Origin of the sequence: Streptomyces cyaneus, from assembly GCF_004028635.1 — a bacterium.
GTDB lineage: Bacteria > Actinomycetota > Actinomycetes > Streptomycetales > Streptomycetaceae > Streptomyces > Streptomyces cyaneus.
The window spans coordinates 1,122,864-1,145,180 of sequence record NZ_ML138678.1 but is presented as its reverse complement, the minus strand read 5'-3'; the positions used below and the strand labels follow the sequence as shown (position 1 = coordinate 1,145,180).

17 protein-coding genes are annotated in these 22,317 nt (G+C 71.6%); 2 read left to right on the top strand and 15 right to left on the bottom strand.

What is annotated here, in order from left to right:
- Positions 1 to 53: 53 nt before the first annotated feature.
- Positions 54 to 467 (bottom strand): globin, encoded by a 414-nt coding sequence (locus EHO50_RS05080; RefSeq protein WP_128428555.1) that lies wholly within the window; start codon positions 465 to 467, stop codon positions 54 to 56.
- 110 nt (positions 468 to 577) lie between these two features.
- Between EHO50_RS05080 and EHO50_RS05075 the strand changes: the two genes are divergently transcribed.
- Positions 578 to 1,573 (top strand): methyltransferase domain-containing protein, encoded by a 996-nt coding sequence (locus EHO50_RS05075; protein ID WP_128428554.1) that lies wholly within the window; start codon positions 578 to 580, stop codon positions 1,571 to 1,573.
- A 69-nt stretch (positions 1,574 to 1,642) separates the two neighbouring features.
- On the opposite strand, the gene EHO50_RS05070 is transcribed toward EHO50_RS05075, so the two are convergent.
- The 14 genes from EHO50_RS05070 to EHO50_RS05005 form a co-directional block, all read right to left on the bottom strand.
- Complete coding sequence (locus tag EHO50_RS05070; RefSeq protein WP_128428553.1) at positions 1,643 to 3,181, bottom strand: FHA domain-containing protein; 1,539 nt, start codon at positions 3,179 to 3,181, stop codon at positions 1,643 to 1,645.
- Positions 3,182 to 3,284: 103 nt separating this feature from the next.
- Positions 3,285 to 4,631, bottom strand: a complete 1,347-nt coding sequence (locus EHO50_RS05065; RefSeq protein ID WP_128428552.1) for a vWA domain-containing protein — start codon at positions 4,629 to 4,631, stop codon at positions 3,285 to 3,287.
- A gap of 110 nt (positions 4,632 to 4,741) precedes the next feature.
- Positions 4,742 to 6,304: a PP2C family protein-serine/threonine phosphatase gene (locus EHO50_RS05060; protein ID WP_128428551.1), complete on the bottom strand. Its 1,563-nt coding sequence runs from the start codon at positions 6,302 to 6,304 to the stop codon at positions 4,742 to 4,744.
- Positions 6,305 to 6,307: 3 nt separating this feature from the next.
- The gene (locus tag EHO50_RS05055; RefSeq protein WP_128428550.1) at positions 6,308 to 8,848 is read right to left on the bottom strand and encodes a serine/threonine-protein kinase; all 2,541 of its coding nucleotides are present in this window, start codon (positions 8,846 to 8,848) and stop codon (positions 6,308 to 6,310) included.
- Between the two features lie 22 nt (positions 8,849 to 8,870).
- On the bottom strand, positions 8,871 to 10,202 hold the full coding sequence (locus EHO50_RS05050; protein ID WP_128428549.1) for a coiled-coil domain-containing protein: 1,332 nt from the start codon (positions 10,200 to 10,202) through the stop codon (positions 8,871 to 8,873).
- A gap of 56 nt (positions 10,203 to 10,258) precedes the next feature.
- Entirely contained in the window at positions 10,259 to 11,359 is a 1,101-nt protein-coding gene (locus EHO50_RS05045; RefSeq protein ID WP_128428548.1) for a glutamate ABC transporter substrate-binding protein, read from the bottom strand.
- Between the two features lie 14 nt (positions 11,360 to 11,373).
- A complete protein-coding gene (locus tag EHO50_RS43875; RefSeq protein WP_164904750.1) occupies positions 11,374 to 12,831 on the bottom strand; it encodes a hypothetical protein in 1,458 nt (485 codons plus the stop codon).
- Positions 12,832 to 13,030: 199 nt separating this feature from the next.
- Positions 13,031 to 13,999 (bottom strand): N-acetylglucosamine kinase, encoded by a 969-nt coding sequence (locus tag EHO50_RS05035; protein ID WP_128428547.1) that lies wholly within the window; start codon positions 13,997 to 13,999, stop codon positions 13,031 to 13,033.
- Positions 13,990 to 15,255 (bottom strand): 6-phospho-beta-glucosidase, encoded by a 1,266-nt coding sequence (locus EHO50_RS05030; RefSeq protein ID WP_128428546.1) that lies wholly within the window; start codon positions 15,253 to 15,255, stop codon positions 13,990 to 13,992. Before EHO50_RS05030 ends, EHO50_RS05035 begins: the two co-directional genes overlap by 10 nt.
- A gap of 7 nt (positions 15,256 to 15,262) precedes the next feature.
- The gene (locus EHO50_RS05025) at positions 15,263 to 16,153 is read right to left on the bottom strand and encodes a carbohydrate ABC transporter permease (RefSeq protein ID WP_128428545.1); all 891 of its coding nucleotides are present in this window, start codon (positions 16,151 to 16,153) and stop codon (positions 15,263 to 15,265) included.
- Between the two features lie 2 nt (positions 16,154 to 16,155).
- Positions 16,156 to 17,097, bottom strand: coding sequence for a carbohydrate ABC transporter permease (locus EHO50_RS05020; protein ID WP_128428544.1), 942 nt, complete (start codon positions 17,095 to 17,097; stop codon positions 16,156 to 16,158).
- Between the two features lie 8 nt (positions 17,098 to 17,105).
- Positions 17,106 to 18,443 carry an ABC transporter substrate-binding protein gene (locus EHO50_RS05015; protein ID WP_128428985.1) on the bottom strand — a complete coding sequence of 446 codons (1,338 nt, stop codon included), beginning with the start codon at positions 18,441 to 18,443 and terminating at the stop codon, positions 17,106 to 17,108.
- A 151-nt stretch (positions 18,444 to 18,594) separates the two neighbouring features.
- On the bottom strand, positions 18,595 to 19,806 hold the full coding sequence (locus EHO50_RS05010) for an ROK family transcriptional regulator (protein ID WP_128428543.1): 1,212 nt from the start codon (positions 19,804 to 19,806) through the stop codon (positions 18,595 to 18,597).
- Between the two features lie 160 nt (positions 19,807 to 19,966).
- Positions 19,967 to 21,247: an MFS transporter gene (locus tag EHO50_RS05005; RefSeq protein ID WP_128428984.1), complete on the bottom strand. Its 1,281-nt coding sequence runs from the start codon at positions 21,245 to 21,247 to the stop codon at positions 19,967 to 19,969.
- A 125-nt stretch (positions 21,248 to 21,372) separates the two neighbouring features.
- On the opposite strand from EHO50_RS05005, the gene EHO50_RS05000 reads away from it, so the two are divergent.
- Entirely contained in the window at positions 21,373 to 22,302 is a 930-nt protein-coding gene (locus EHO50_RS05000) for a LysR family transcriptional regulator (protein ID WP_128428542.1), read from the top strand.
- The last annotated feature ends 15 nt before the right edge of the window (positions 22,303 to 22,317 follow it).

The following is a 22,317-nucleotide window of genomic DNA, read 5'->3' as shown; positions in this document are numbered from 1 at the left end:
TTTCTGTTTGGCTAGGGGAAGCGATCAATGCCCGAATTCGGCAAGCGGCAGGCTCAGCCCGCCGTGTTCACCATCGACGCCGCCGCATACTCCAGGTAGTTCCACAGCGTCCGCTCGTGCTCCTCGGAGAGGCCGAGCTCGTCGACGGCGACCCGCATGTGCTTCAGCCAGGCGTCGTGGGCCGCGCGGTCGACGGTGAAGGGGGCGTGGCGCATCCGCAGCCGGGGGTGGCCGCGGTTCTCGCTGTACGTCGTCGGGCCGCCCCAGTACTGGATCAGGAACAGGGTGAGGCGCTCCTCGGCCGGGCCCAGGTCCTCCTCGGGGTACATGGGCTTGAGGATCGGGTCCTCGGCCACCCCCTCGTAGAAACGGTGGACGAGCCGGCGGAAGGTCTCCTCCCCGCCGACCTGCTCATAGAAGGTCTGCTCCTGAAGCGTGCCGCGCCGAATCTCATTCACGTCGTCCATGGTCTCAGACCGGGCGGCCCAGGACTCAAGGCCTAGGACCACCCGCACCGAGCCACCGATTCCGGTCGCCGGGGCTCGCCTCGTGCCGCCCGCCGCAGCACAGTGGACGTATGAGCGCGCAGGATCTCGGCAGGGACGCCGAGGAACTCGCCGACCTCGCCGCCTCGGCGCGGGCCGCACTGGTCGGTGAGATCGACGCGAGCGGCGCATGGGCCGACGACCCGGTGTGGCGGGAGGCCTTCGCCGCCGTTCCGCGGCATCTGTTCGTCCCGTACTACTACGTCGGCGTCGCGGGCGGCTACGAGCGCCGATGGGGCCAGAGTCCCGACCCGGCCGCGCGAGAGCGCTGGGTGCGCGGTGCGTACGCGGACATCCCGCTGGCCACCCGGCTGCGCGACGGCGAGCTGCTCTCCTCCAGCAGCCAGCCGTCCCTGATGGCGATGATGCTGGTCGCGCTGGAGGTGGAGGACGGCAACAGAGTCCTGGAGATCGGGGCCGGCACGGGCTACAACGCCGCTCTGCTCGCCCACCGGCTCGGCGACGACGACCTCGTCACCACCGTCGACCTGGAGCCGGACATCACCGAGTCGGCCCGGCAGCACCTGGCCGCCGCCGGACACCACCCCGTCGTCGTCACCGGCGACGGCGCACGCGGCGTACCCGAACGCGCCCCCTTCGACCGGATCATCGCGACCTGCACCCTGCGCTCGATCCCACGCGCCTGGCTCGCCCAGTGCCGCCCCGGCGCCCGCATCCTGACACCGCTCGCCACCGGCCTGGTCGCCCTCGCCGTGCGCGACGCCGAGCACGCCGAAGGGCGCTTCCTGCACACGCCCGCCTACTTCGTGCCGCTGCGCGGCGGGAGCCCGTCCGAAACGGAGCCCGCGCACGTGGGCGGGCTGCCCCGCCACGCCAGGGAGCACGAGCTGTTCCGCTTCCTGCTGGCCCTGACCCGCGGCAGCCTCGATCCGCAGGAGGCGTACGCGCTGTGGGAGCGCGAGGGACAGCCGCAGCGGGAGCGGTACGGGATCACCGTGAGCGGCGAGCACGAGTGGGCGTGGCTGGACGATCCCGAGGGACCGTACGCATGGGCGCTGCCCGGCTGAAACGCCGGGAGGGGGCGGTCGTACGGCACCTGCTCGCCGTACGACCGCCCCCTCCCGGTAGCGAGAGACCTAGCCGCGCCGGATCGTGATCGTCGTCCACGCGCCCACGTGCACCCGGTCGCCGTCCTGCAGCGGTACCGGTACGAAGGGCTGGATCGGTTCCTCGGAGCCGTTCACCGTGGTGCCGTTCGTCGAGTTCTGGTCGACGACCGCCCAGGTGCCGTCCGGCTGCTGGACCAGGACCGCGTGCTGGTGCGAGACGCCCGGATCCTCCGGCGGCACCGACAGGTCGATGTCGGGGGTGTCGCCGGTGGAGTGGCGGCGGCGGCCGATGGTGATCTGGTTGCCGGTGAGGGCGCGCTGCTGCTCGGGCGAGTACGCGGGCAGGTTCAGGCCCGCGGCCTCGGGGCCGGAGCGCTGCATCATCGCCATGAAGTAGTCGCGGTCCGGCCCGATGGTCGCCGTCCAGGTCGTCGGCTGCTGCGGGTAGCCCGGACCTGGAGGCGGCGGGGCCTGGTTCGAGCCGGGCTGCGGATAGCCGTAGCCGCCCTGAGCGGGCCCGGGGCCGGGGCCACCCGGTGCGCCGGGGCCCGACGACGGCGGCGAGATCACCCAGTCGTCACCACCACCGAAGGACGGGCCGCCCTGCTGCGGCGGACGGTGGGTCTCCTGCGGGAACCCGGGCGGGGCCGGCGGGCCGCCCTGCTGGAACGCCTGCGGAGCACCGCTGGTCGCGCCCGGACCGCCGGGCGGGGTGGGACCGGGCGGCGGTGGAACGGGCCGCGACGGGTCGCCGCCGAAGCCGGAGGGGCCGTTGCCTCCCGGCCCACCATGGCCTCCCGGACCACCAAGGCCGCCGGGGCCACCGGGCCCGCCAGGGTTGGGGTTGCCCGGACCGCCGGGTCCTGGGCCGAAGCCGCCGGGGCCACCGGGCCCACCAGGGCCGCCGGGATTGGGGTTGCCCGGACCGCCGGGGCCCGCGCCGAAGCCGCCCGGCGCGCCAGGGCCGGGACCGGGGCCGCCGGGGCCCATGCCGCCAGGACCACCGGGCCCAGGACCGCCAGGAGCCCCCTGACCGCCAGGGCCACCCGGACCCTGCGGCTCCGCGCCGAACGGCGGGATCGGTTCTGCCGGGCGGTTCACCTGGGACGGGCGCGAACCCTGGTACTCGTACGAGTCACCGCCACCGAACGACGGAGGCGGCGCCGACTGCTGCTGGAAGTGGGAGGGCAGGGCCGGGCCGCCGGGCGCCTGGGTGCGCGGGGCGGCCGGGGTGTACGACGTCGCCGTGTTGGTCAGGAAGTTCCACCGGCACTCCTCGCAGAACGGCGCACCGCCCTCACGCGGCGTACGGCACTGCGGGCAGAGCTCCGGCTCCGGTACGGCGGACATGGGCGGCGGGCCGCCCGGCTGACCGGTGTTCGGGCCGCCGAACGGACCGCCGGGGCCGCCAGGGCCACCGGGACCGCCGGGGGGCGGGAAGCCGTAGCCACCGCCGGGCGGGGGCGGCGGCGGAGGGGGTGGAGGTACGGCACCGGCCATGCGGTGACCGCAGACCTCGCACCAGTCGTCGGAACCCGACTGGTGTCCGTTCGGGCAGGTCGGCATGTCGGCGCTTCCCCCTCTCCTTTCCGGCCGCTTCGACCGGATTTCTCCAACCCCAAGGGGTCAGGCTCGATGCTTTTCAGGGTCCTGCTGGGGCGCTACTAGGTCACTTCTTTACACGAACAGTCTTTGTCGACCGTGTCTCGAGAGTCATCTCGTCGGCCTCCGCGACCTTCGCCTTCAGTCGCACAGTACCTGCCGCGGCATCGACCACGTCCACCACCTTCGCAAGGAGTTTCGCCGTATCCGCGTTTCCGGAGACGCTGGCGAGCTGAACGGCCCGGCCCAGTTTGGCCGTTGCTCCATCCATATCCCCCGCTTTGCGTAGATCCAGACCTTGCTGGATGACTTGTGCCAGTTCGGCTTGGCCCGTGTAGTGGGCAACCTGTGGGTTGATCGAGGTCGAGGCGACCATGTCGTCGGTCCATACGGCCCGTACGAGACCCTGGGCGCCCAAGTTCTGCGCGGTGCCGTCAGGTTGCGGGATGACCAGCGAGACCCGGGCGGCGAGCATCTCCCGGCCGAGGTCGGCGGCGGGAACCTCGACGCAGACGTGGTAGTCACGGGACTCGTCCCCCCAGGAGCCGGTGGGGTAGTCCCCGGCGCGCGGGCCGGCCTCGGTGCGGCGGTCGGTCAACTCCTCGACCGTCGGCGCGACTTGCTTGACGAACTTGATGGTCGTGCCCACCGGCGTCCACACCCGCAGGGCGACGTCCGCGACCTCCTTGCCCATCGCCGTCTCCATCATCTGCGTGAAGTCGGCGGCGAGACCTGCCGGGTCGGCGACGATGTCGGCGCTGCCGAGCAGGGCCGAGGCGATTGCTGTGACTTCTTTCACTTCCCAGTCCGTACCCACGCCACGGGCGTCACAGGTGAAGCGTCCGGCACAGGCGTCGAGCGCGGCCTTGAGGTCTTCCGGCGACTCGTGTTCGTTGCGGCCGTCGGTGAGCAGGATGCCGTGCCGGATGGCGACGTCGGCCGAGGACAGCAGGTGGTCGGCGAGCCGCAGCCAGGTGCCGATCGCCGTGCCGCCGCCCGCGCTGAGCCTGCGCAGGGCCTGCTTGGCCTGGTCGCGGGTGGTGGCGTCGGCCACGGCCAGGCGGCCGCCGCCCGGATACACCTCCTTGGCCACGTGCGTGCCGCCGATCACCGCGAAGTGCACACCGTCGCGCAGGGTGTCGATCGCGGCGGCCGTGGCGTCACGGGCGTTGCGCATCTTGGTCGGCGGGTAGTCCATCGAGCCCGAGCAGTCGACCATGATCGCCACAGCCGCGGACGGGCCCTGCCCCGGAGAGTAGAGGTGGGGCGCCGCGACCGCGCTTCCGACCGTGCCGCCGCCGGTCGCGGTCACCGTGACGATCGCGTTGACCTCGCGACCGCCCTCCGGCAGGTACTCGTTCTGGTACACGTCCACCGAGAACTGCGGCACGTTCGACTTCGAGAAATTGGCCATGTGTTCTCAAATCCCCCTAAAGAACCCCGTGATGGGGCCATGGCTGTCGACGGACCGGTCCCCTCCGGTCCGATGAGGCCGTCCGTCCAGGCTGTCCCCGCGGTGCGGCCTCAGGCCGATCCTGCCCCCATCGGCGGCGCCGGGAACGGCAGGACGGCCACTGTTACGTTGTCGTGGCCCCCGCCGTCGAGGGCGTGACCGACGAGCACCTGGGCGCTGTGCAAGGGGCGCGCGGCGGCGTCGAGGGGCACGACCTCGGCCATTTCGGCGGCCGCCTCCGCGTAGTTCCACAGCCCGTCCGTGCACACCACCACTACACCCGGACGGTCCGGCTTGAAGGAAGCGGTGTGCGGCTCCAGTTCGTAGGCGTCCGCGCCGAGCCAGCCCGTGATGGCGTGGGCGCGCTCGTCGGCGTAGGCCTCGGCCTCGTTCATCAGACCGGCCGCGACCATCTGCGCGGCCCACGAGTCGTCCTCGGTGAGCCGGGCCGGGGGCGTGCTGCGGTCCACCGGGACCCAGTAGGCGCGGCTGTCGCCGACCCAGCCGACGATCAGCAGCTCGGGCGTGACCACGGAGCCGACGATCGTGCAGGCGGGGGCGTTCTGGTGGGGGCCCTGCTCGCGGGCCGTGGCGGGCTCGGCGGCCAGCGCGTTGACCGCGTTCGCGGCGGCGACGATCGCGTCGTGCATGGCCTGCTGGGGGTGCGTGCCGCGCGGCAGTGCGGCCAGCAGCGACTCGCTCGCCGCCCGGGACGCGGCCATCGAGGCGTCGTCGGGGCGGGTCGCCGAGGACACGCCGTCGCAGACGATCGCCAGGACCGCGGGCCGGCCGTCGGGCAGCGCGGTGCCGGCGACGGCGAACGCGTCCTCGTTGCGGTGGTGGCGCAGACCGCGGTCGCTGACGGCGGCCACCGGGCCGGCGTCCAGCTCCATGTGGTCGCGTTCGCGCGGCTGGGCGTGCCCGCAGTTCTCGCAGTACCCGTCGTGGTCCACGCGGCCCGCACGGCAGGCCACGCACACCTTGGTGCCCTCGGGCGGGGTCGGCAGGTCGGTGACGACGCGCGGATCGGGCGCCTGCAAGGGGTACTCCTCGGGCTCGGGAGGGTGATCGAAACGGACGCCGGAGGCCGGGGAGACGGGGGAGCCGGTCGGGGCGGGGGGACCCGCGGGGCCGGTGGGACCGGCGAGGCCGGGCGCCGTCTGCGGGCCGGCCGGCGCACCGTGGCCGCCGGGTGCCGGGACGGTGGGGAAGCCGGGCCGTGCCGGGTGGCCGGGGGCCGGGAAACCACCCGGGAAGCCGGGATCGGCGGAGCCCGGCGGGATGCCCTCGGGGCCTGGAACGGGGGAGGTCGGGGCGCCGGGCACCCCGTCGGCCCCGCTCGCCGCCGGCGGCACCGGTGCTGCGGGCGGCGGTGGTGACTGGGGGAGCGGGGGCGTGCCCGGAGGCAGTTCGTGGCTGCCGGAGGCGTCCGGCGTGGCGGCGCCGGGCCAGCCCATGCCGGGCGCGCCCGCGGCAGGGGGTGGCGTCGAGCCGTTCATCACGATGGTCGGGTTGTCGTCCGGCCGTACGGGTACGGCGGACAGGTCGTATCCGCACGCACCGCAGAAACGGTCACCCGACTCGAGCGGCCATTCGCAGCTCGGGCAGGCGGACAGTTGGGGCATCTGCGACATCAACTACACCCACGTCCGGGGGCGGTAACGGTTGGCACGTTCCACCAGGTCGATCCTCTCCTCGCCGCCCCGTGCGAGCCGAGCCAGCGTGCGGTACGAACGCTCCAGTCCGAAACGCAGTCCCCGCTCGTCCAGGCCGCTGCCGAGCAGCGTCCGTCCTCCGGTGGCGGCGGGAGGGGCGGAACCCTGGCCACCGGAGAGTATCCAGTCCAGCGCGCAGCCGAGGACTTCCGTCGACAACTGCTCCCGGCGCGCCGGGTCCAGACCGTACGCGTCCAGCGCCTCGACCTGGCCCGCGGCCGCGGTCAGGTCGTCCAGGAACGGTACGTCAGCGGCGACCGCCGTGCGCCCACGCAGCCGGGCGCGGACGGCCGCCACGCGTGCGGCCGTGTAGTGAATGGAGCTTTCCGGAACCGACTCCAGGGTCCGCACCGCGCTGCGGCGGTCGCCGGCCGCGAGCTGGACGCGGGCGAGACCGAAGGCGGCGCTCACATAGCTCGGGTCGGTCGACCACACCAGACGGTAGTACTCGGCGGCGTTGTCCAGCTGGCCCAGCACCTCCGCGCACAGGCCGAGGGCCAGCTTGGGGGCGGGCTCGCCGGGGAAGGCGTCGTAGATCGCGTCGAAGGCGAGCGCGGCGCCCTCGTGGTCGCCGGTGACGAGCGCGGCCACGCCGCGGTACCAGACGACCCGCCAGTCGTCGGGCCGCTCGTCCTCCAGCTTCAGCAGCGCCTCGTGCGCGGTGCCGGTGTCGCCGTTCTCCAGCCAGGCCCGCACCTGCCGCAGCCGTGTCTCGGTCGAGGGCGCCGAAGCGGCGGCGAGGGCACCGAGCAACTCGGCCGGCGCGGTGGTCATCAGACCCGCGAGGAAACCGGCGTTGGGGTCGGTGGGGTCGACCCGGGGGACCGGAAGCGCGAGGGCGGCGACGGCGGCGTCGACGACCTTGACGATGCCGCCGGAAACGGCAGGCAGGTTGGCGGCGGAAACGGCAGGCAGGCCGGCCGCGGGGAGGGAGAGCTGCTGCTTGCGGGTGCGCACGACCCGCGCCCCCAACCGCGACACCTCGCCGGCCGGCTTCGGGAACAGCTCCGTGTCGGTGACCCGCACCTCGGGGCCGAACAGCGTCGACAGTGACGGCCTCGCGCGCCCCGTCTGCAGGGACACGACCTCGCGCAGGACGCCGGTCAGTTGCTCCGTCATCTCCTGCGCGGAGGCGAAGCGGCGGGCCGGGTCCGGGTCGGTGGCGCGGACCAGGAGGCGGTAGAAGGACTCGTACTGGCGGAAGACCTCGATGTGGTCGGGGTCGGGCAGGGAGTCGACGTAGACGTTCGTGTAGCCCTGGAAGTCGAAGGCCAGGACGGCCAGGGTGCGCGCGACGGTGTACAGGTCGGACGCCACTGACGGGCCGACCTCCGCGACCTCGGGCGCCTGGTAGCCCACCGTGCCGTAGATGGCCGACTCGTCGTCGTCCATCCTGCGCACCGCGCCCATGTCGATCAGCTTGAGCTGGTCCTCGGTCTGGATGGCGTTGTCGACCTTGAAGTCGCAGTAGAGGAGGTTCCGGCTGTGCAGGTGGCCGAGGGCCTCCAGCGCCTCGATGCCGTACGCGCACGCCTGCTCGACGGGGAGCGGGTCGCGCTTGCCCGTCTGCGTACGGCGCGAATTCGCGATCTCCTTCAGGGACTTGCCGCCGACGTACTCCATGACGATGTAGCCGTCGAGCGAGCCCGTGCGCTGGTCGAGGTGCTCGACGAAGTTGTAGATCCGCACGATGTTGGCGTGCTCGATCTCCGCGAGGAAGCGCCGCTCGGAGATCGCCGCCGCCATCGCGTCCTGGTCGCCGGTGTCGAGCAGGCCCTTGAGCACCACCCAGCGGTCGGAGACCGCGCGGTCCACGGCGAGGTAGATCCAGCCGAGGCCGCCGTGCGCCAGACAGCCCGCGACCTCGTACTGGCCGTGCACGATGTCGCCGGACTTCAGCTTCGGGACGAAGGAATACGGGTGCCCGCACTTCGTGCAGAAGCCCTCGGTGCGGCCCGGGCGCTCCCCGCGGGCCCGGCCGACGGGCGCCCCGCAGTCCGAGCGGGAGCAGAACCGCTTGCGCTCGGGCACCTCCGGGTTCTCCAGCACCATCGCGCGCGGGTCGGGGCGCGGCACGTCCGGGACCTGGACCAGGCCGACACCGAGCCGGCCGCGGCCGCTGGAGCCGGCGGTCGAGCCGGAGCTGCGCACCGACACCGAGCGGCCCGAGGAACGGCCCGACAGTGAGCGCGACAGCCGTCCCGACACCGAGCGCCGGGACTTCGACGACTGCGACGACGTACGCGAGCTGCCGCGGCCGGTGGAGCGGGAGCTGCCGCTGCCCGCCGAGCCGCGGGAGTCCTTGCCGCCGGCCGTCACCCCGGTGGGCGGCGAGCCGACCGTGCCGGTCGCCGAGACGACCGGGGCGAGGCCGCAGGTGTCGCAGTACAGCTCGCCGCCGCCCACGTCCTCGTACGCCCCGCCGCAGTCCGGTCGCTGGCAGGTCTGCTGTGCCTGACTCATGACGACGGCTCCCCCCTGTCCCTCATGATCCCGGCCCCCTCCGGTCCTCGGGGTCGCGCGGTCCCGGCACGCGCGGACCGCCGAGCAGCTCGGCCGCCGCGTGCTGGTAGCGCAGGACCGCCTGTTCGGCGACGCGTAGGTCGCAGGGGGCGCTCCACAGCATGCGGCGGGCCGCGTCGTAGCGCTCGATGAGGAACGGGTCCTCCGCGAGGCCGTGCCGGGCCACCTTCGCCTTGTACGCGTCGAGGCGGCCGCGCAGCTCGGCGCGGACCGCCAGGGGCGCGGTGACCGCGGTCAACGACTCGCGGGCGCGCAGCAGTTCGTCCTCCGCCTTCTGCTCCAGCGACTCCAGGAGCGGCGACAGGCGGTGCCACTGGGCGTGTCTGCGGTACTCGGCGGCCGTCGCCAGCTGCTCCTGCAGCACGGTCGGCGGGCCGCTGACGACCGGCACCTCCGTGGCGGCGATCTTCGCCAGCACCTCGCCGCGCGCGGTGCGGGCCTCGGCGAGCGTACGGTCCGCGCGGGACAGCACGTCACGCAGCTTGACCAGACGCTGCTCAGCATCCTGACGGACCGTCAGCACGGCGTCGATCTCCCGTCGTACGTCCTCCAGGGCGCGCGCCTCCCGGTCGTAGACCGTGGTGTCCGGCTTGCCCCCGCCGGGGGCCGAACTCCCCTGCGTGGGGACCCAGTACGCGAGCGGGTCGGACACCACTTGGGCGCGCAGGTTGGTGAGCGTGCGCGTGATGCGCTCCAGGTCGTCGCCGGCCGGGTGCTCGCCGGGGCGTACGCCCACGGAGTGCGCGAGCCGGCGGGTGCGCTGGAGTTCCGCGGCCAGTAAATCGATGCGGGCGGGCAGCGCCGACCAGACCGCGTCGGCGGCGACGACCATGTCCAGTGAGGTCGCGTACAGCTCGTTCATCCGGTCGACCAGGGTGACGAGCGTGAACTGTTCGCTGAGCTTGCCCGAACCGCCGTGCAGGGTGGGCGCGTTGGGGGTCGCGGCCGCCGATCCCGCCACGGTCACGGACTGGCCGCGCAGCAGTTCCGTCAGCTCCACCAGGTCGTCGCGGCTGGACCAGCGACGGCGGGAGCGGATCTCGCGGGCGGAGCGCAACGCGTCCGTGTACGCGTCGAAGTACGCCCACAGCAGCGTGATCGACGCCTCCGCGGCCGTCCAGCGCTCCTTGGTGATGCCCGTGAGCTCGGCGCCCTCGAGAAGTCTGCGGCCCGCGTGGTCCTGCAGGGCGAGGAGCGAGGTCTCGATCGCCTCGTGCTCCGCGCCGAGCCGCGCCAGCGCACGGTCCACCTCGTCCCGGTCCATCACCGGCCCGGCGGGGTCCGTGACGCCCATCGATCACCTCTCGCTGCGTTGTGTTCCGTCAGTGGTCTTCGTCAGTTGATGGTCGGTCACTTGTACCGGGCTGCGGGAGGGGTCGCCGAGGCCGACTTCTTGTCGCCCTGGTCCATGGTCGGGTGCAGCCACTTCTCGTACGACGCCTCCCAGCCGCCGTCCTTGATGTAGTTCTCCAGGGTCCGGTTGACCTGGCGTACCAGATCCTCGGAGCCCAGTTTCATCGCCACGCCGTAGTACTCGTCCGTGAACAGGCCGCCCTTGAGTTCCACGGCGGGGTCCTGCGCGGCCTGACTCGCGGCGAGCGCGCCGTCGGTGACGACCGCGTCGACCTCGCCGAGCTGCAACTTCACCAGGCAGTCGAGCTGGTTGGGGACGGTGGTCCTGATGTCGGCGGAGGCGGGGAGGTCGCCGCTCTTGCGGCCCGCTTCCAGGTTGTCGTACGCGGTGGAGCCCTTGGCCGAGCACACCTTCTTGTCGGAGAGGGTCTTGTTGTACCCGGTGATCGTCGACGTCTTGGGCGCCAGGACCTGCTGGCCGGTCACGAAGTAGGGCGCGGAGAAGGCGACTTGACCGATGCGGTCGCAGTTGATCGTCATGGTGCGGACCACCATGTCGACCTCGCCCTTCTGGATCGCCTCGATACGCCGGCTGGTCGGGATGGCCTTGAACTGCACCGCGTCGCGGTCGCCGAGGATGTCCTGGGCGATCCGGTGGACCAGGTCGATGTCGAATCCCTCCAGCTCACCGGAGGGGTTGTTCGGGTCGAGGTAGCCCCAGCGGTAGCTGTTGGTGTCGACGCCGACGATCAGGCGCCGGTCCTTGCGGGCCTTGATGGCGTCGACGGTCGGGGTTTTCCCGTCGCCGCCGGACGGCGAAAGGCTCTGGTCCTGCGGCTTCTTGCAGTCCTCCGCCCGCACCTGGCTGCTGTGGGCGACGCCCTGGCCGCCGATGACCGCACCGCCGTCCCCGTCGTACGGCTGGGACAGGGGCAGCAGCAGCGCGAAGGTCACCGCCAGGGCACAGACGAGCGCCATCGCGCCCACCCCGCCCCAGCCGCGCAGACCGGCCCGCAGACGCCGCCACGGGCGGCCCGCGCCGCCCCGGAGGCGAACCGAGTCGTCGCGTGCGTTCGTCGTCGTGCCGCGTGCGTTCATCGCCCTGCCCCCTCTCACCGGTACTCCGACAGCCTGCGGCCGATGCCGAGGACCGCGCCGGCCGCGCCCAGGACCGCGAGGACCGCGGCGCCGGTCGGGAGGCCGGTCAGCGAGTCACGGCCGTCGCCCGCGGCCTGCCTGAACTCGATCTGCTCGTGCTTGAGCGCCTTCGCCAAGGCCTCGTCGACGTTGTCGAAGCACACGCTCGTCGGCTCCTTCGCGGCGCCGATGACACGGTCGCGGGCGGCCTGGTAGTTGCCCGAGTTGTTGTCGTCGCGGGCGATGGCGTGGCGGTCCTTCCAGACCTTCATGAAGCCGTTGGCGTCCTGCACGGGCTTCTTCCCCGCCGTGTCGTCGGCGAGGCCCTCGGCCCGGACGAGCGCCTTGCCGAGCTGTTCGATCTCCTGGTCGTAGCCCCACTCGTACGCGTCCACGACCGTGCCGTCGTCGAGCTTCTTGGTGTCCGCGCCGCGGCGGACCAGGTTCAGGTTCTCGTCACTGCGGGCGGTCAGGGAGGCGATGCGGGCCTCGTGCAGCACGTTCAGCGAGCGGACGCCGTGGTCGTAGGAGTCGTTCAGGCCCGCGCGCGCGACGGTGTGGCCCACGGCCAGCCACAGCAGGACCACGGTGGAGGCGGCCGTGGCGGTGACCAGGCCGTGGTTCAGAACCCGGTTCGTGCGCTGGTAGTTGCGGCGCTGGGCCCAGGCGAGGGCGGCCAGGGCGAGCACGCCGAGGCCGGCCGCGGCCCAGGGGAACGACTTCGCGTCCGCGTAGTCGTCGCGCAGGCGCTGGTTCTCCGTCTGGTGGAGCTTCTGGGCGGCCGGCAGCATCTTCTGCTGCATCATCTCGTTCGCCGCGCGCAGATAGGCGCCGCCCACGGGGTAGCCCTGACGGTTGTTGGCCCTCGCCGTCTCGACCAGGCCCTTGTACTCCGGGAGGAGCTCGCTGAGTTCGGCGATGGTGTGCGCCGAGGCGGAGCCCGGTTCGGAGTTGGCGGCGGCGGTGACGAGTTTCGAGGCCGCCGTGCGGATGTCCCGCTCGTAGCCCTCGCGCATGGCGGGCTTTTCCTGCAGTCCCGCGAGATAGCCGCTCGCCGCCGCGGTGTTGGCGTCCGCCAGGGAGCGGTAGATGTCGGCCGCGTCCGAGGTCAGGGGCTGGCTGCGGCCCAGGACGTCGTCGGCGGCTGCCGCCCGCTCGGTCATCTGCCAGGCCGCCACGGCACCGAAGGCGACGACGAAGAGGGCGAGGAGGGCGCCGATGATCCGCAGGCGGCCGGGCTCGGTGGTGGCGGCCGCGCGGAGCTGGTCGAAGCCCTCGGCGAAGGCGGTGCGGCGGGGTCTCGCGGCCGGCGGGGTGGGGGTGGGCGTGGCGGGCCGGACGGGCTGCGGGGGCACGGACGGCATGGTGGGGGCGCCGGATGCCGGGGCGTGTCCCGGTGGTGGTGCCGTGCTGCTCTTCGGCGTCTGTGTCACTGCTGACCTCCCCCGTGGTCATCCGTCGCCGCAAGTATCGCTGCCGGGACTGACATCCGCACCGGGCTTGGCTGGATCTTGATCGGATCGCAGCGGAACGCCTGCCGGCGGCTGGGCAGGATCCCCGCACCACCCCTGCCCATGAACACGCGGCGGGAATCAGTTCGGTTCCCCCTGGGGGCCTGCGGCCGCCGGACCCCTATGCGAAGTGGGCGCGTACCCGTTCATGCACCTCCGCCCCCGCCCCCACCCGGTCCAGCCCCAGCAACGCCGCCCCCAGCACCGGACTCGCCGTGACCACACCCGGTACCGCTTTGGGGGCGCGGGCCGTGAGCAAGTCCCGGATGCCGTCGATCAGTTGGGGGTGACCTGCCGCCAGGACACCCCCGCCCAACAGCACCGGCGTCTCCTCCTCCAGCAGGTCCAGTCGGGTCAGCGCGACCGTTGCCATCGTCACCACCTCGTCGGCCAGCCGGTCGACGATCTCGCGGGCGATCGGGTCGCCGGCCATGGCGGTGGCGAAGAGGACCGGGGTCAGTTCGTGGCGGCGGACGGGGGCGATGTGTTCGAGGTGCAGGGCCTCGATCAGGGCGTACATGGTCGGCAGGCCGAAGTGGGCGGGGAGCGCGTGCGCCAAGGCCGTGGGCACTCCGCGGCCGTCCTCCGCCCGGGCCGCGTGCCACAGGGCCTCCTCCGACAGGCCCCACCCGCCGCCCCAGTCGCCGGAGATACGGCCCAGCGCGGGGAAGCGGGCCGTACGTCCGTCGGGGCGCATGCCCACGCAGTTGATGCCGGCGCCGCAGACGACGGCCACACCGCGGGGTTCCGCCACGCCGGCCCGGAGGATGGCGAAGGTGTCGTTGCGGACCTCGACGGTCGTGCCCCACGCGCGTGCGTGCAGCGCGGTCGCCAGTTCCTCCTCCTCCACCGGGAAGTCGGCGTTCGCCAGGCACGCCGAGACATGGTCGGCGCGGGTGACGCCCGCCGCGGTGAAGGCCTCCCGCACCGCCTCGGCGAGGGTGTCCATCGCCGGCTCCACGCCTACCGTCGGCGGGCGGAATCCGCCTGCGCGGGCCGTGGCCAGGATGGTTCCGTCGGCCGCCACGACCGCCACGTCGGTCTTGCTGTTGCCCGCGTCTACGGCGAGGACACGTGCGGTCATGCCCACGCGAGGTGCTCCCGGTTGTGTGCGATCAGTTGGTCGGTGAGTTTCTCCGCGTACGCGTACTGGCCGATCAGAGGGTGGGAGAGCAGCGCCTTGAAGACCCGGGTGCGGCCGCCGTGCAGGGCCGCCTCCAGGGCCAGGTCCTCGTAGGCCGTCACCTGGGCCATCAGGCCCGCGTACAGGGGGTCCGGGGGCGACATCGGGAGAGGGGCTGCGCCCCTCGTGCCCACCCCGGCCTGTACCTCGATCACCGCGTCGTCGGGGAGGAAGGCAAGCGTGCCGTTGTTGTAGGTGTTGACCACCTGGTACGGGCTGCCCGCGCCGTTCAGCAGCGCGGCCGCCAGGTCCACCGCGGCCTCCGAGTAGTACGCGCCGCCCCTCTTGGAGAGCAGTTCCGGCTTCTCGTCGAGGGCCGGGTCGGCGTAGAGGGTGAGCAACCTTCTTTCCATTTCCGCCACTTCCGCGGCCCGCGACGGTTTGGTGCGCAGTTCTCGCACCACCTCGTCGTGGGCGTAGTAGTAGCGCAGGTAGTACGACGGCACCACGCCCAGGCGGTCCAGGAGGGGGCGGGGGAGGTGCAGGTCGGCGGCGATGGTGTCGCCGTGGTCGGCCAGCAGTTTCGGCAGGACGTTCTCGCCCTCGGGGCCGCCCAGGCGTACCCCGGTCTCCCAGGTGAGGTGGTTGAGGCCCACGTGGTCGAGGTGGACGTCGGAGGGGGTCACGCCGAGCATGGCCGCGAACTTGCGCTGGAAGCCGATCGCCACATTGCACAGGCCGACCGCCTTGTGGCCCGCCTGGAGCAGGGCCCGGGTCACGATGCCGACCGGGTTGGTGAAGTCGATGATCCAGGCGGTGGGGTTGGTACGGCGGACCCGGTCCGCGATGTCCAGGACCACCGGGACGGTGCGCAGGGCCTTCGCCAGGCCGCCGGCGCCCGTCGTCTCCTGGCCCACGCAGCCGCACTCCAGCGGCCAGGTCTCGTCCTGCTCGCGGGCCGCCTGACCGCCCACACGGAGCTGGAGGAGGACCGCGTCCGCGCCCTCCACCGCCGCGTCCAGGTCGGTCGTGGTGGTGATCGTGCCGCTGTGACCCTGGCGCTCGAAGATACGTCGGGCAAGGCCGCCCACCAGTTCCAGACGGTCCGTCGCCGGGTCCATCAGGACCAGTTCCGCTATCGGCAGGGTGTCCCGCAGGCGGGCGAAGCCGTCGATGAGTTCGGGGGTGTAGGTCGAGCCTCCGCCGACCACGGTGAGTTTCATGTGTGAGTCAACCCTTTACTCCGGTGAGCGTGACGCCCTCGACGAACGCCTTCTGCGCGAAGAAGAACACGAGGATCACGGGGGCCATCACGAGAACAGTGGCGGCCATGGTGAGGTTCCAGTCGGTGTGGTGTGCCCCCTTGAACGACTCCAGGCCGTAGGAGAGCGTCCAGGCGCCCGGGTTCTCGGACGCGTAGATCTGGGGGCCGAAGTAGTCGTTCCACGCGTAGAAGAACTGGAAGAGGGCCACTGCGGCTATGCCCGGTTTCGCCATGGGGAGGACGACCCGCAGGAGTGTGCGGAGTTCGCCGCAGCCGTCCACCCTCGCCGCGTCCAGGTACTCGTTCGGGATCGTCATCAGGAACTGGCGCAGGAGGAAGATCGAGAACGCGTCCCCGAAGGCCATCGGGATGATCAGAGGCCACAGGGTCCCCGAGAGGTCCAGCTGCTTCGCCCAGAACAGGTACATCGGGATGATGATCACCTGGGGCGGCAGCATCATCATCGAGATGACCAGCATCAGGGACAAATTACGGCCACGGAAGCGGAACTTGGCGAGCGCGTACGCCACCGGGACGGACGACACGACGGTGAGGACCGTGCCCAGACCGGCGTAGATCAGGGTGTTCTTCCACCAGGTCAGAAAGCCGGGCGTGTCGAAGACCTTGGTGTAGTTGCCCCACTCCCAGGTGTCCGGGACCAGGTCGCGGGTGAGCGCCTGCTGGTCGCTCATCAGCGAGGTCAGGACGACGAACACGAAGGGCAGGGTGAAGAAGAGCGCGGCCGCTATGCCGAGGGAGTGGATCGCTATCCATTCCAGGAGCGCCCTGCGGCGGGCCGTGCGTTCGGCGACTGTTGGGTTTCCCAACTGAACGGGCTTATCCAGCACTTGGGTCATGGTCAGTCACCTGCCTGCATCAGTCCGCCCCTGCGTCGCATCAGCAGCGCGGTGAACGCCATGGCCAGCGCGAACAGCACCAGCGCGACCACGCAGGCCGAGCCGTAGTCGAAGCGCTGGAAGCCGAGGTTGTAGACGAGCTGGGGGAGGGTCAGCGTGGACTTGTCCGGGTAGCCCGGCTCGAACTGCTGGCCGGAGCCGCCGATGATGCCCGAGGCGACCTTCCCGGCCACCAGCGGCTGTGTGTAGTACTGCATGGTCTGGATCACGCCCGTGACGACGGCGAACATCACGATCGGCGAGATGTTCGGCAGGGTGACGAACCGGAACCGCTGCCAGGCCGACGTCCCGTCCAGCTCCGCCGCCTCGTACTGCTCCTTCGGTACGTCGAGCAGCGCGGCCATGAAGATGACCATGAGGTCGCCCACGCCCCACAGCGCCAGCGCGGTGAGGGCCGGCTTGGACCAGGCGGGGTCCGTGAACCAGCCGGGCGTCGGCAGACCCAGGCCGTCGAGGACCGAGTTGACCGGGCCGGTGCCGGGGTTGAGGAGGAAGACGAAGGCCAGCGTCGCGGCGACCGGCGGCGCGAGGTACGGCAGGTAGAAGAGGGTGCGGAAGACACCCGTGCCGGTCTTGATCTTCGTGATCAGCAGACCGATGCCGAGCCCGAACACCACCCGGCAGGTCACCATCACCAGCACCAGCCAGAGCGTGTTGCGCAGCGCCGGCCAGAACAGCGGGTAGTCGTTGAAGACGTAGGCCCAGTTGCCCAGGCCGCGGAAGACCGGTGTGCCGAAGCCGTCGTACTTCATCAGCGAGAAGTACACGGTGGACACCAGCGGATAGGCGAAGAAGACGCCGAAACCGATGAGCCACGGTGACAGGAAGGCCACCGTTCGAAGCGCCGACCTGCGGCGCTTCGCGCGGAGAGTGTGCGTGGACATCGACGGCGCTACTTCGCCTGCTCGATGTCGGTGTCGATCTGCTCGGCGGTCTTCGCCAGACCGGCCTTCAGGTCCTTCACCTTGCCCGACTCGTACTGGTAGCCGAAGTCCTGCAGCGTCGTCTGGTACGTCGAGCCGTTGACGGAGGCCGGCGGGGTGTTCGACTCCGGGTTCTGGGCGATGTCCAGGAACGTCTTGAAGCCGGGATCCACCTTCAGGTCGGGCGACTTCAGGGCGGCGAAGGTGGAGGGCACGTTGTGGATGGCGTTGGCGAAGGAGACCACGGCCTCGGTGTCGGTCGTCAGGTACTTCACCAGCTCCCAGGCCGCATTCTGCTTCTCGCTCTGCGGCGCGATGCCGATGATCGTGCCGGAGAGGAATCCCTTGCCGTACTCGTCGGCCTCGTCGTCCGCGACGGGCATCGGGGCGGTGCCGATCTCGAAGTCGACGCCGGCGTCCTTCGCCATGCCCAGGCGCCACTCGCCGTCGAGCTGCATGGCCACCTGGCCGGTCTGGAAGGGGTGCTTGGCGCCCCACTCGTCACCGAAGGTGTTGCGGTACTTCTCCAGCTTCGCGAAGCCGCCGAGGTCGTCGATGAGCTTCTTCTGGTACGTGAACATCTCGGCGAAGGCCGGGTCCTTGGCGATGTTGGACTTGCCGTCGGCGTCGAAGTAGGCGTGGTCCCACTGGGACATGTAGTGGTCCACGACCGTCTCGTAGCCGTGGTACGTCGGCATGAAGCCGAGCTGCTCGTAACTGTCACCCTTGCTCACGGTCAGCTTCTCGGCGACCTTCGCGAACTCCGACCAGGTCTTCGGCGGGGACTTGATGCCCGCCTTCTCGAAGGCGTCCTTGTTGTAGTAGAGGCCGTAGGCGTCGCCCAGCAGGGGCAGGGCGCAGCGGGTGCCCTCGAACTGGGTGTAGTCCAGCATCGGCTTCGGGATGAGCTTGTCGAGGTCGAGCTTCGACTTCTCGATGAAGGGCTTGAGGTCGAGGAAGGCGCCGGAGGAACAGAACTTGCCGATGTTGGAGGTCGTGAACGACGACACCACGTCCGGTCCGTTCGAACCGCCCGCGCGCAGCGCCTGGTTGAGCTTGTCGTCGTTGATGTTGCCGACGACCTTCACGGTGATGTTCGGGTGGGCCTTCTCGAAGCGGTCGACGTTCGCCTGGATCGCCTTGACCTCGGCGGGTGCGCTCCAGCCGTGCCAGAAGGTGATCGTCGTCCTGGCGTTGGGGTCGTCGGTGGCACCGGCCTCCGACTGTCCGGTGCAGGCCGTGGCGAACAGGGCCAGGGAGGCGGTGGCGGCGAGGGCGGTGGCTGCCTTGCGGGACGCTGAAGGTATGACGTTCCTGGACTTTCCGGACATGGCGAGGTCTCCCAAGGGCGGGACAGGGGTGGGTGAGGGAAGGCGGGGGGTGGGTCAGAAGGGCTCGGCTGCCGAGCTGGAGGGCTGAGCTACCGGGGCAAAGGGCTTGGCTGCGGGGGCGGGGCGGTCAGCGTGCGGTGTCGAAGACCTCGTCGCGCGTGGTCGCGAGCGCGCTCTCCAACGCGCCCCGCAACACGGGGTGCTCACGGACGTCGCCGACTACGAGCCGGGGCCTGGACGCGGCCAGCTCCTCCAGCTCGGCCTGGACGAGGGTGCGCAGCACCTCGCCGCCGGAGGCGAGGGAGGCGCCGCTGAGGACGACCAGTTCGGGGTCGAGCACGGAGACCAGTGAGGCGAGGCCGGTTGCCAGCCGGGTCGCGTAGGTCTCCAGCAGGAGCCGGCCCAGGACCGTGTCCTCCGTGGCGGCCCGTTCGACGAGGGTGGCGGCGGCCTCGGCGTACGACCCTGAGGGGATGTTCGCCATACCGAGTTCGCGCGCGAGTTGGGGGATCGCCTGCGAACCGGCCAGTTCCTGGTAGCCGCCACTGTTGGCTTTGGTTACTTGCCGGACCAGGGGTGCCCCGGGAACCGGCAGGAAACCTACCTCGCCCGCGCCGCCGGTCCAGCCGCGGTGCAGCCGGCCGCCGAGGACCAGGGCGGCACCCAGGCCCCCTTCGTTCCACAGCAGCACGAAGTCCTCGTGGCCGCGGGCCGCGCCGAGCCGCTGCTCGGCCACCGCCACGAGGTTGACGTCGTTCTCGTACTCGACCGGCATCGGCAGGGCGGCGGCGAGTTCGTCCAGCAGCGCGGGGGTGTGCCAGCCGGGGAGGTGGGAGGCATAGCGCAGCCGGCCCGTGTTGGGGTCGAAGGCGCCGGGGGTGCCGATGACGAGGCGGTGGACGTCGTCACGGGCGAGGCCTGCCGCCTTCACCGCGCCGTCGAGGGCGTCGGTGACCTGCCGCACGACGAGCCGGCCCGTGCGTCTGCCGGGGGTGGGCAGTTCGTACGACCCCACCGTGCGGCCGGTGATGTCGGCGACCGCGGCGAGGATGCGTTCGGGGGTGACATCGAGCCCCGCGGCGTACGCGGCGGCCGGATTGACCTCGTACAGCTGGGCGCCCGGGCCGGGTCGGCCCTCCGTCGTGCCGGTGGCCAGGACGAGGCCGGCGGCTTCGAGGCGGGCGAGCAGCTGGGAGGCGGTCGGCTTGGACAGGCCGGTGAGCTTGCCGATCCGCGTGCGGGACAGCGGCCCGTGCTCCAGGAGGAGGTCCAGAGCGGCACGGTCGTTCATGGCGCGCAGCACGCGCGGGGTGCCCGGCGTACCGGCGGTTCCTGCCATGGGAATCGACACCTGCCTTTCGGCTGACCAGCTTCTCAGCGATCTACGACGGAAGTCCATCCAGGATCACTGTTAGGAAAGTTTCCTATCGAGTTGTCCAGGAAGGTAGACCCGAGGGGAAGGCGGCGTCAAGAGAGGTCTATACCAGGCAACCCAGTCGTTACCCGGTGGTGCTGTGCTGCGGTGCGCGCTCGTGTCGGGGGAGCAGGAGCGGGGTCGCCAGCAGCAGGACCCCGGCGAGGGCGATGGCGGCGCGCGGTCCGGCCAGCGCCGCCAGCAGGCCCCACAGCGCCGTCATGGCCGCGGTCGTCGTCCGGCCCGTGATCTGCCATGCCGACAAGGTGCGGGTGATCCGGTCCGGTGGGATCTGCTCGAGGCGGGTGGTGGCGAGCACCGGGTTGAAGACGCCCACGCACGTGATCAAGCCGAACTCGACGGCCATGATGAGCACGAGGCCGGACGTGCCCGGGCCGACGAAGGCCAGGCCGAGGGGCCAGCAGGCGCGCAGGGTGCCGGCGGTGAGCAGTACCCGGCGTCGGCCGTACCGGGTGACCAGGCGCCGCGACAGGCGGGAGCCCAGCAGGCCGCCCAGGCACGGGACGGCGAAGGCGAGGCCGTACTGCCAGGGGGCGAAGCCGAGTTGGCCGAGCATGAGGACGGCGAGCACCGGGGACGGCGCCATGATCAGGGCGTTGACCAGGATCGTGTTGAGGAACAGGGGGCGCAGTGTGGGGTGGGTGAGGAGGTGCCGCCAGCCCGCCGGGAGATCGCTCAGTCGCAGGCCTGAGGGCGAGCCAGGACGGGCGGTCTGTTGCTTTCCGGGCTGCTGCTCTGCCGACTGTTCCCCTGCGGACTGTTGCCTCTCCTTACCGCCGATCGCCCGGATCCCCAGCGCCGACAGCAGATAGCTGACCCCGTCCGCCAGCACCGTCGTCATCGGGCCGAACACGCCGACCGCGACCCCGCCGAGCGGTGGGCCGAGCGCCGTGGCCGTCCACGTCGTGGCCTCGAAGCGGCTGTTCGCCACGAGCAGCTCCTCCGGCCGCACGAGGGACTTCAGATATGCCCCGCTCGCCGCGGTGAACGTGATGTCCGCGGCAGCGACCACCACCGACACCACCAGCAGCTGGCCGAGGCCGAGGCCGTCCAGCGCGAAGGCGACGGGGATGGACAGCAGTGCCGCGCATCGGACCAGGTCCGCCGCGATCATCACCGGCCGCTTCCGGCGCAGTTCCACCCACGCTCCGAGCGGCACCGCCACCGCCGCCCCCACCGCGAGCCCCGAGGCCGCCAGCAGCGCCACGTCACTCGCGCCGGCGTGCAGCACGACGACCGCGATGATCGGGAACGCGTCGAAGGCGAGCCGGGTCCCGAACGCACTGACCCCGTACGCCGCCCACAGCCACCCGAACTCCCGCCCCAACGACCGCTCGCCCGTCATGCCCAGCCCCAACCTCACGTTGACCGGAGCCATCCAAGCGAGGGGCGATTCCCCAGATCAAACAACCAACGGGCGTCCACGGCGTCCGTGGATACAACCAAGGGTTGTATGCCTAGGCTGTGGCCGTGGACCTCGACGCCGTGCGCACCTTCGTCGCCGCAGCGGACGCGGGCCGGTTCCAGGACGCCGCCGCGACCCTGTCGATCACCCAGCAAGCCGTCTCCAAACGCATCGCCACGCTGGAGAAGCGCCTCGGGGTACAGCTGTTCACCCGCACCCCGCGCGGGGCGCGGCTCACCATCGACGGCCAGGCCTTCCTGCCGCACGCCCGCGCCCTCCTCCAGGCCGAGGAACGGGCCGTCGCCTCCGTACGGCCCGGCAGCCGTGCGCTGCGCGTCGACGTGATCGGCCGGCGCCTCGCCCCGGCGGTTCTGCTGCACGGCTTCCACCGCGCCCACCCCGACACCGAGCTCGACGTCGTCACCCTCTTCGCCGCCGACGCGGCCGTCGCGGCCCTGCGAGCAGGCACCATCGACGCCTCCTTCCGAGCCGTGACCGTGCCTTCGCGGCAGCTGCCCGACGGCATCGAGGCCGTCCGTGTCCACGACGAGCCGGTGCAGCTCCTGACCGGACCGGGGCACCCGTTCGCCGCAGCCCGCTCGGTGACACCCGCTCAGCTCGCCGGACACCGGATCTGGATGCCGGGCATCGTCGAGGGAACCGAATGGGCCGCCTTCTACGACGCCCTCGCGGCCCGGTTCGGGCTCACCATCGAGGCGACCGGCCCCGACTTCGGCACCGAGCCGCTCGTCGACACGATCGCCGACTCCGCCGTACTGGCGACCTTCGTCGGCGCGGACACCCGCCTGGTCTGGCCCGCCGACCAGGACCTGCGCCGCATCCCGCTGCGCGACCCGGCCCCGGTCTACCCGCACTCCCTGCTCTGGCGCGGCGACAACCCCCACCCCACCCTCGCGGATCTTCGCGCCCACCTCGCCGCGACCCGGACCCAGCGCCCGCACGCGCAGACCTGGACGCCCGCCTGGGCGCGGTGACCGGTTCCGGCGGTG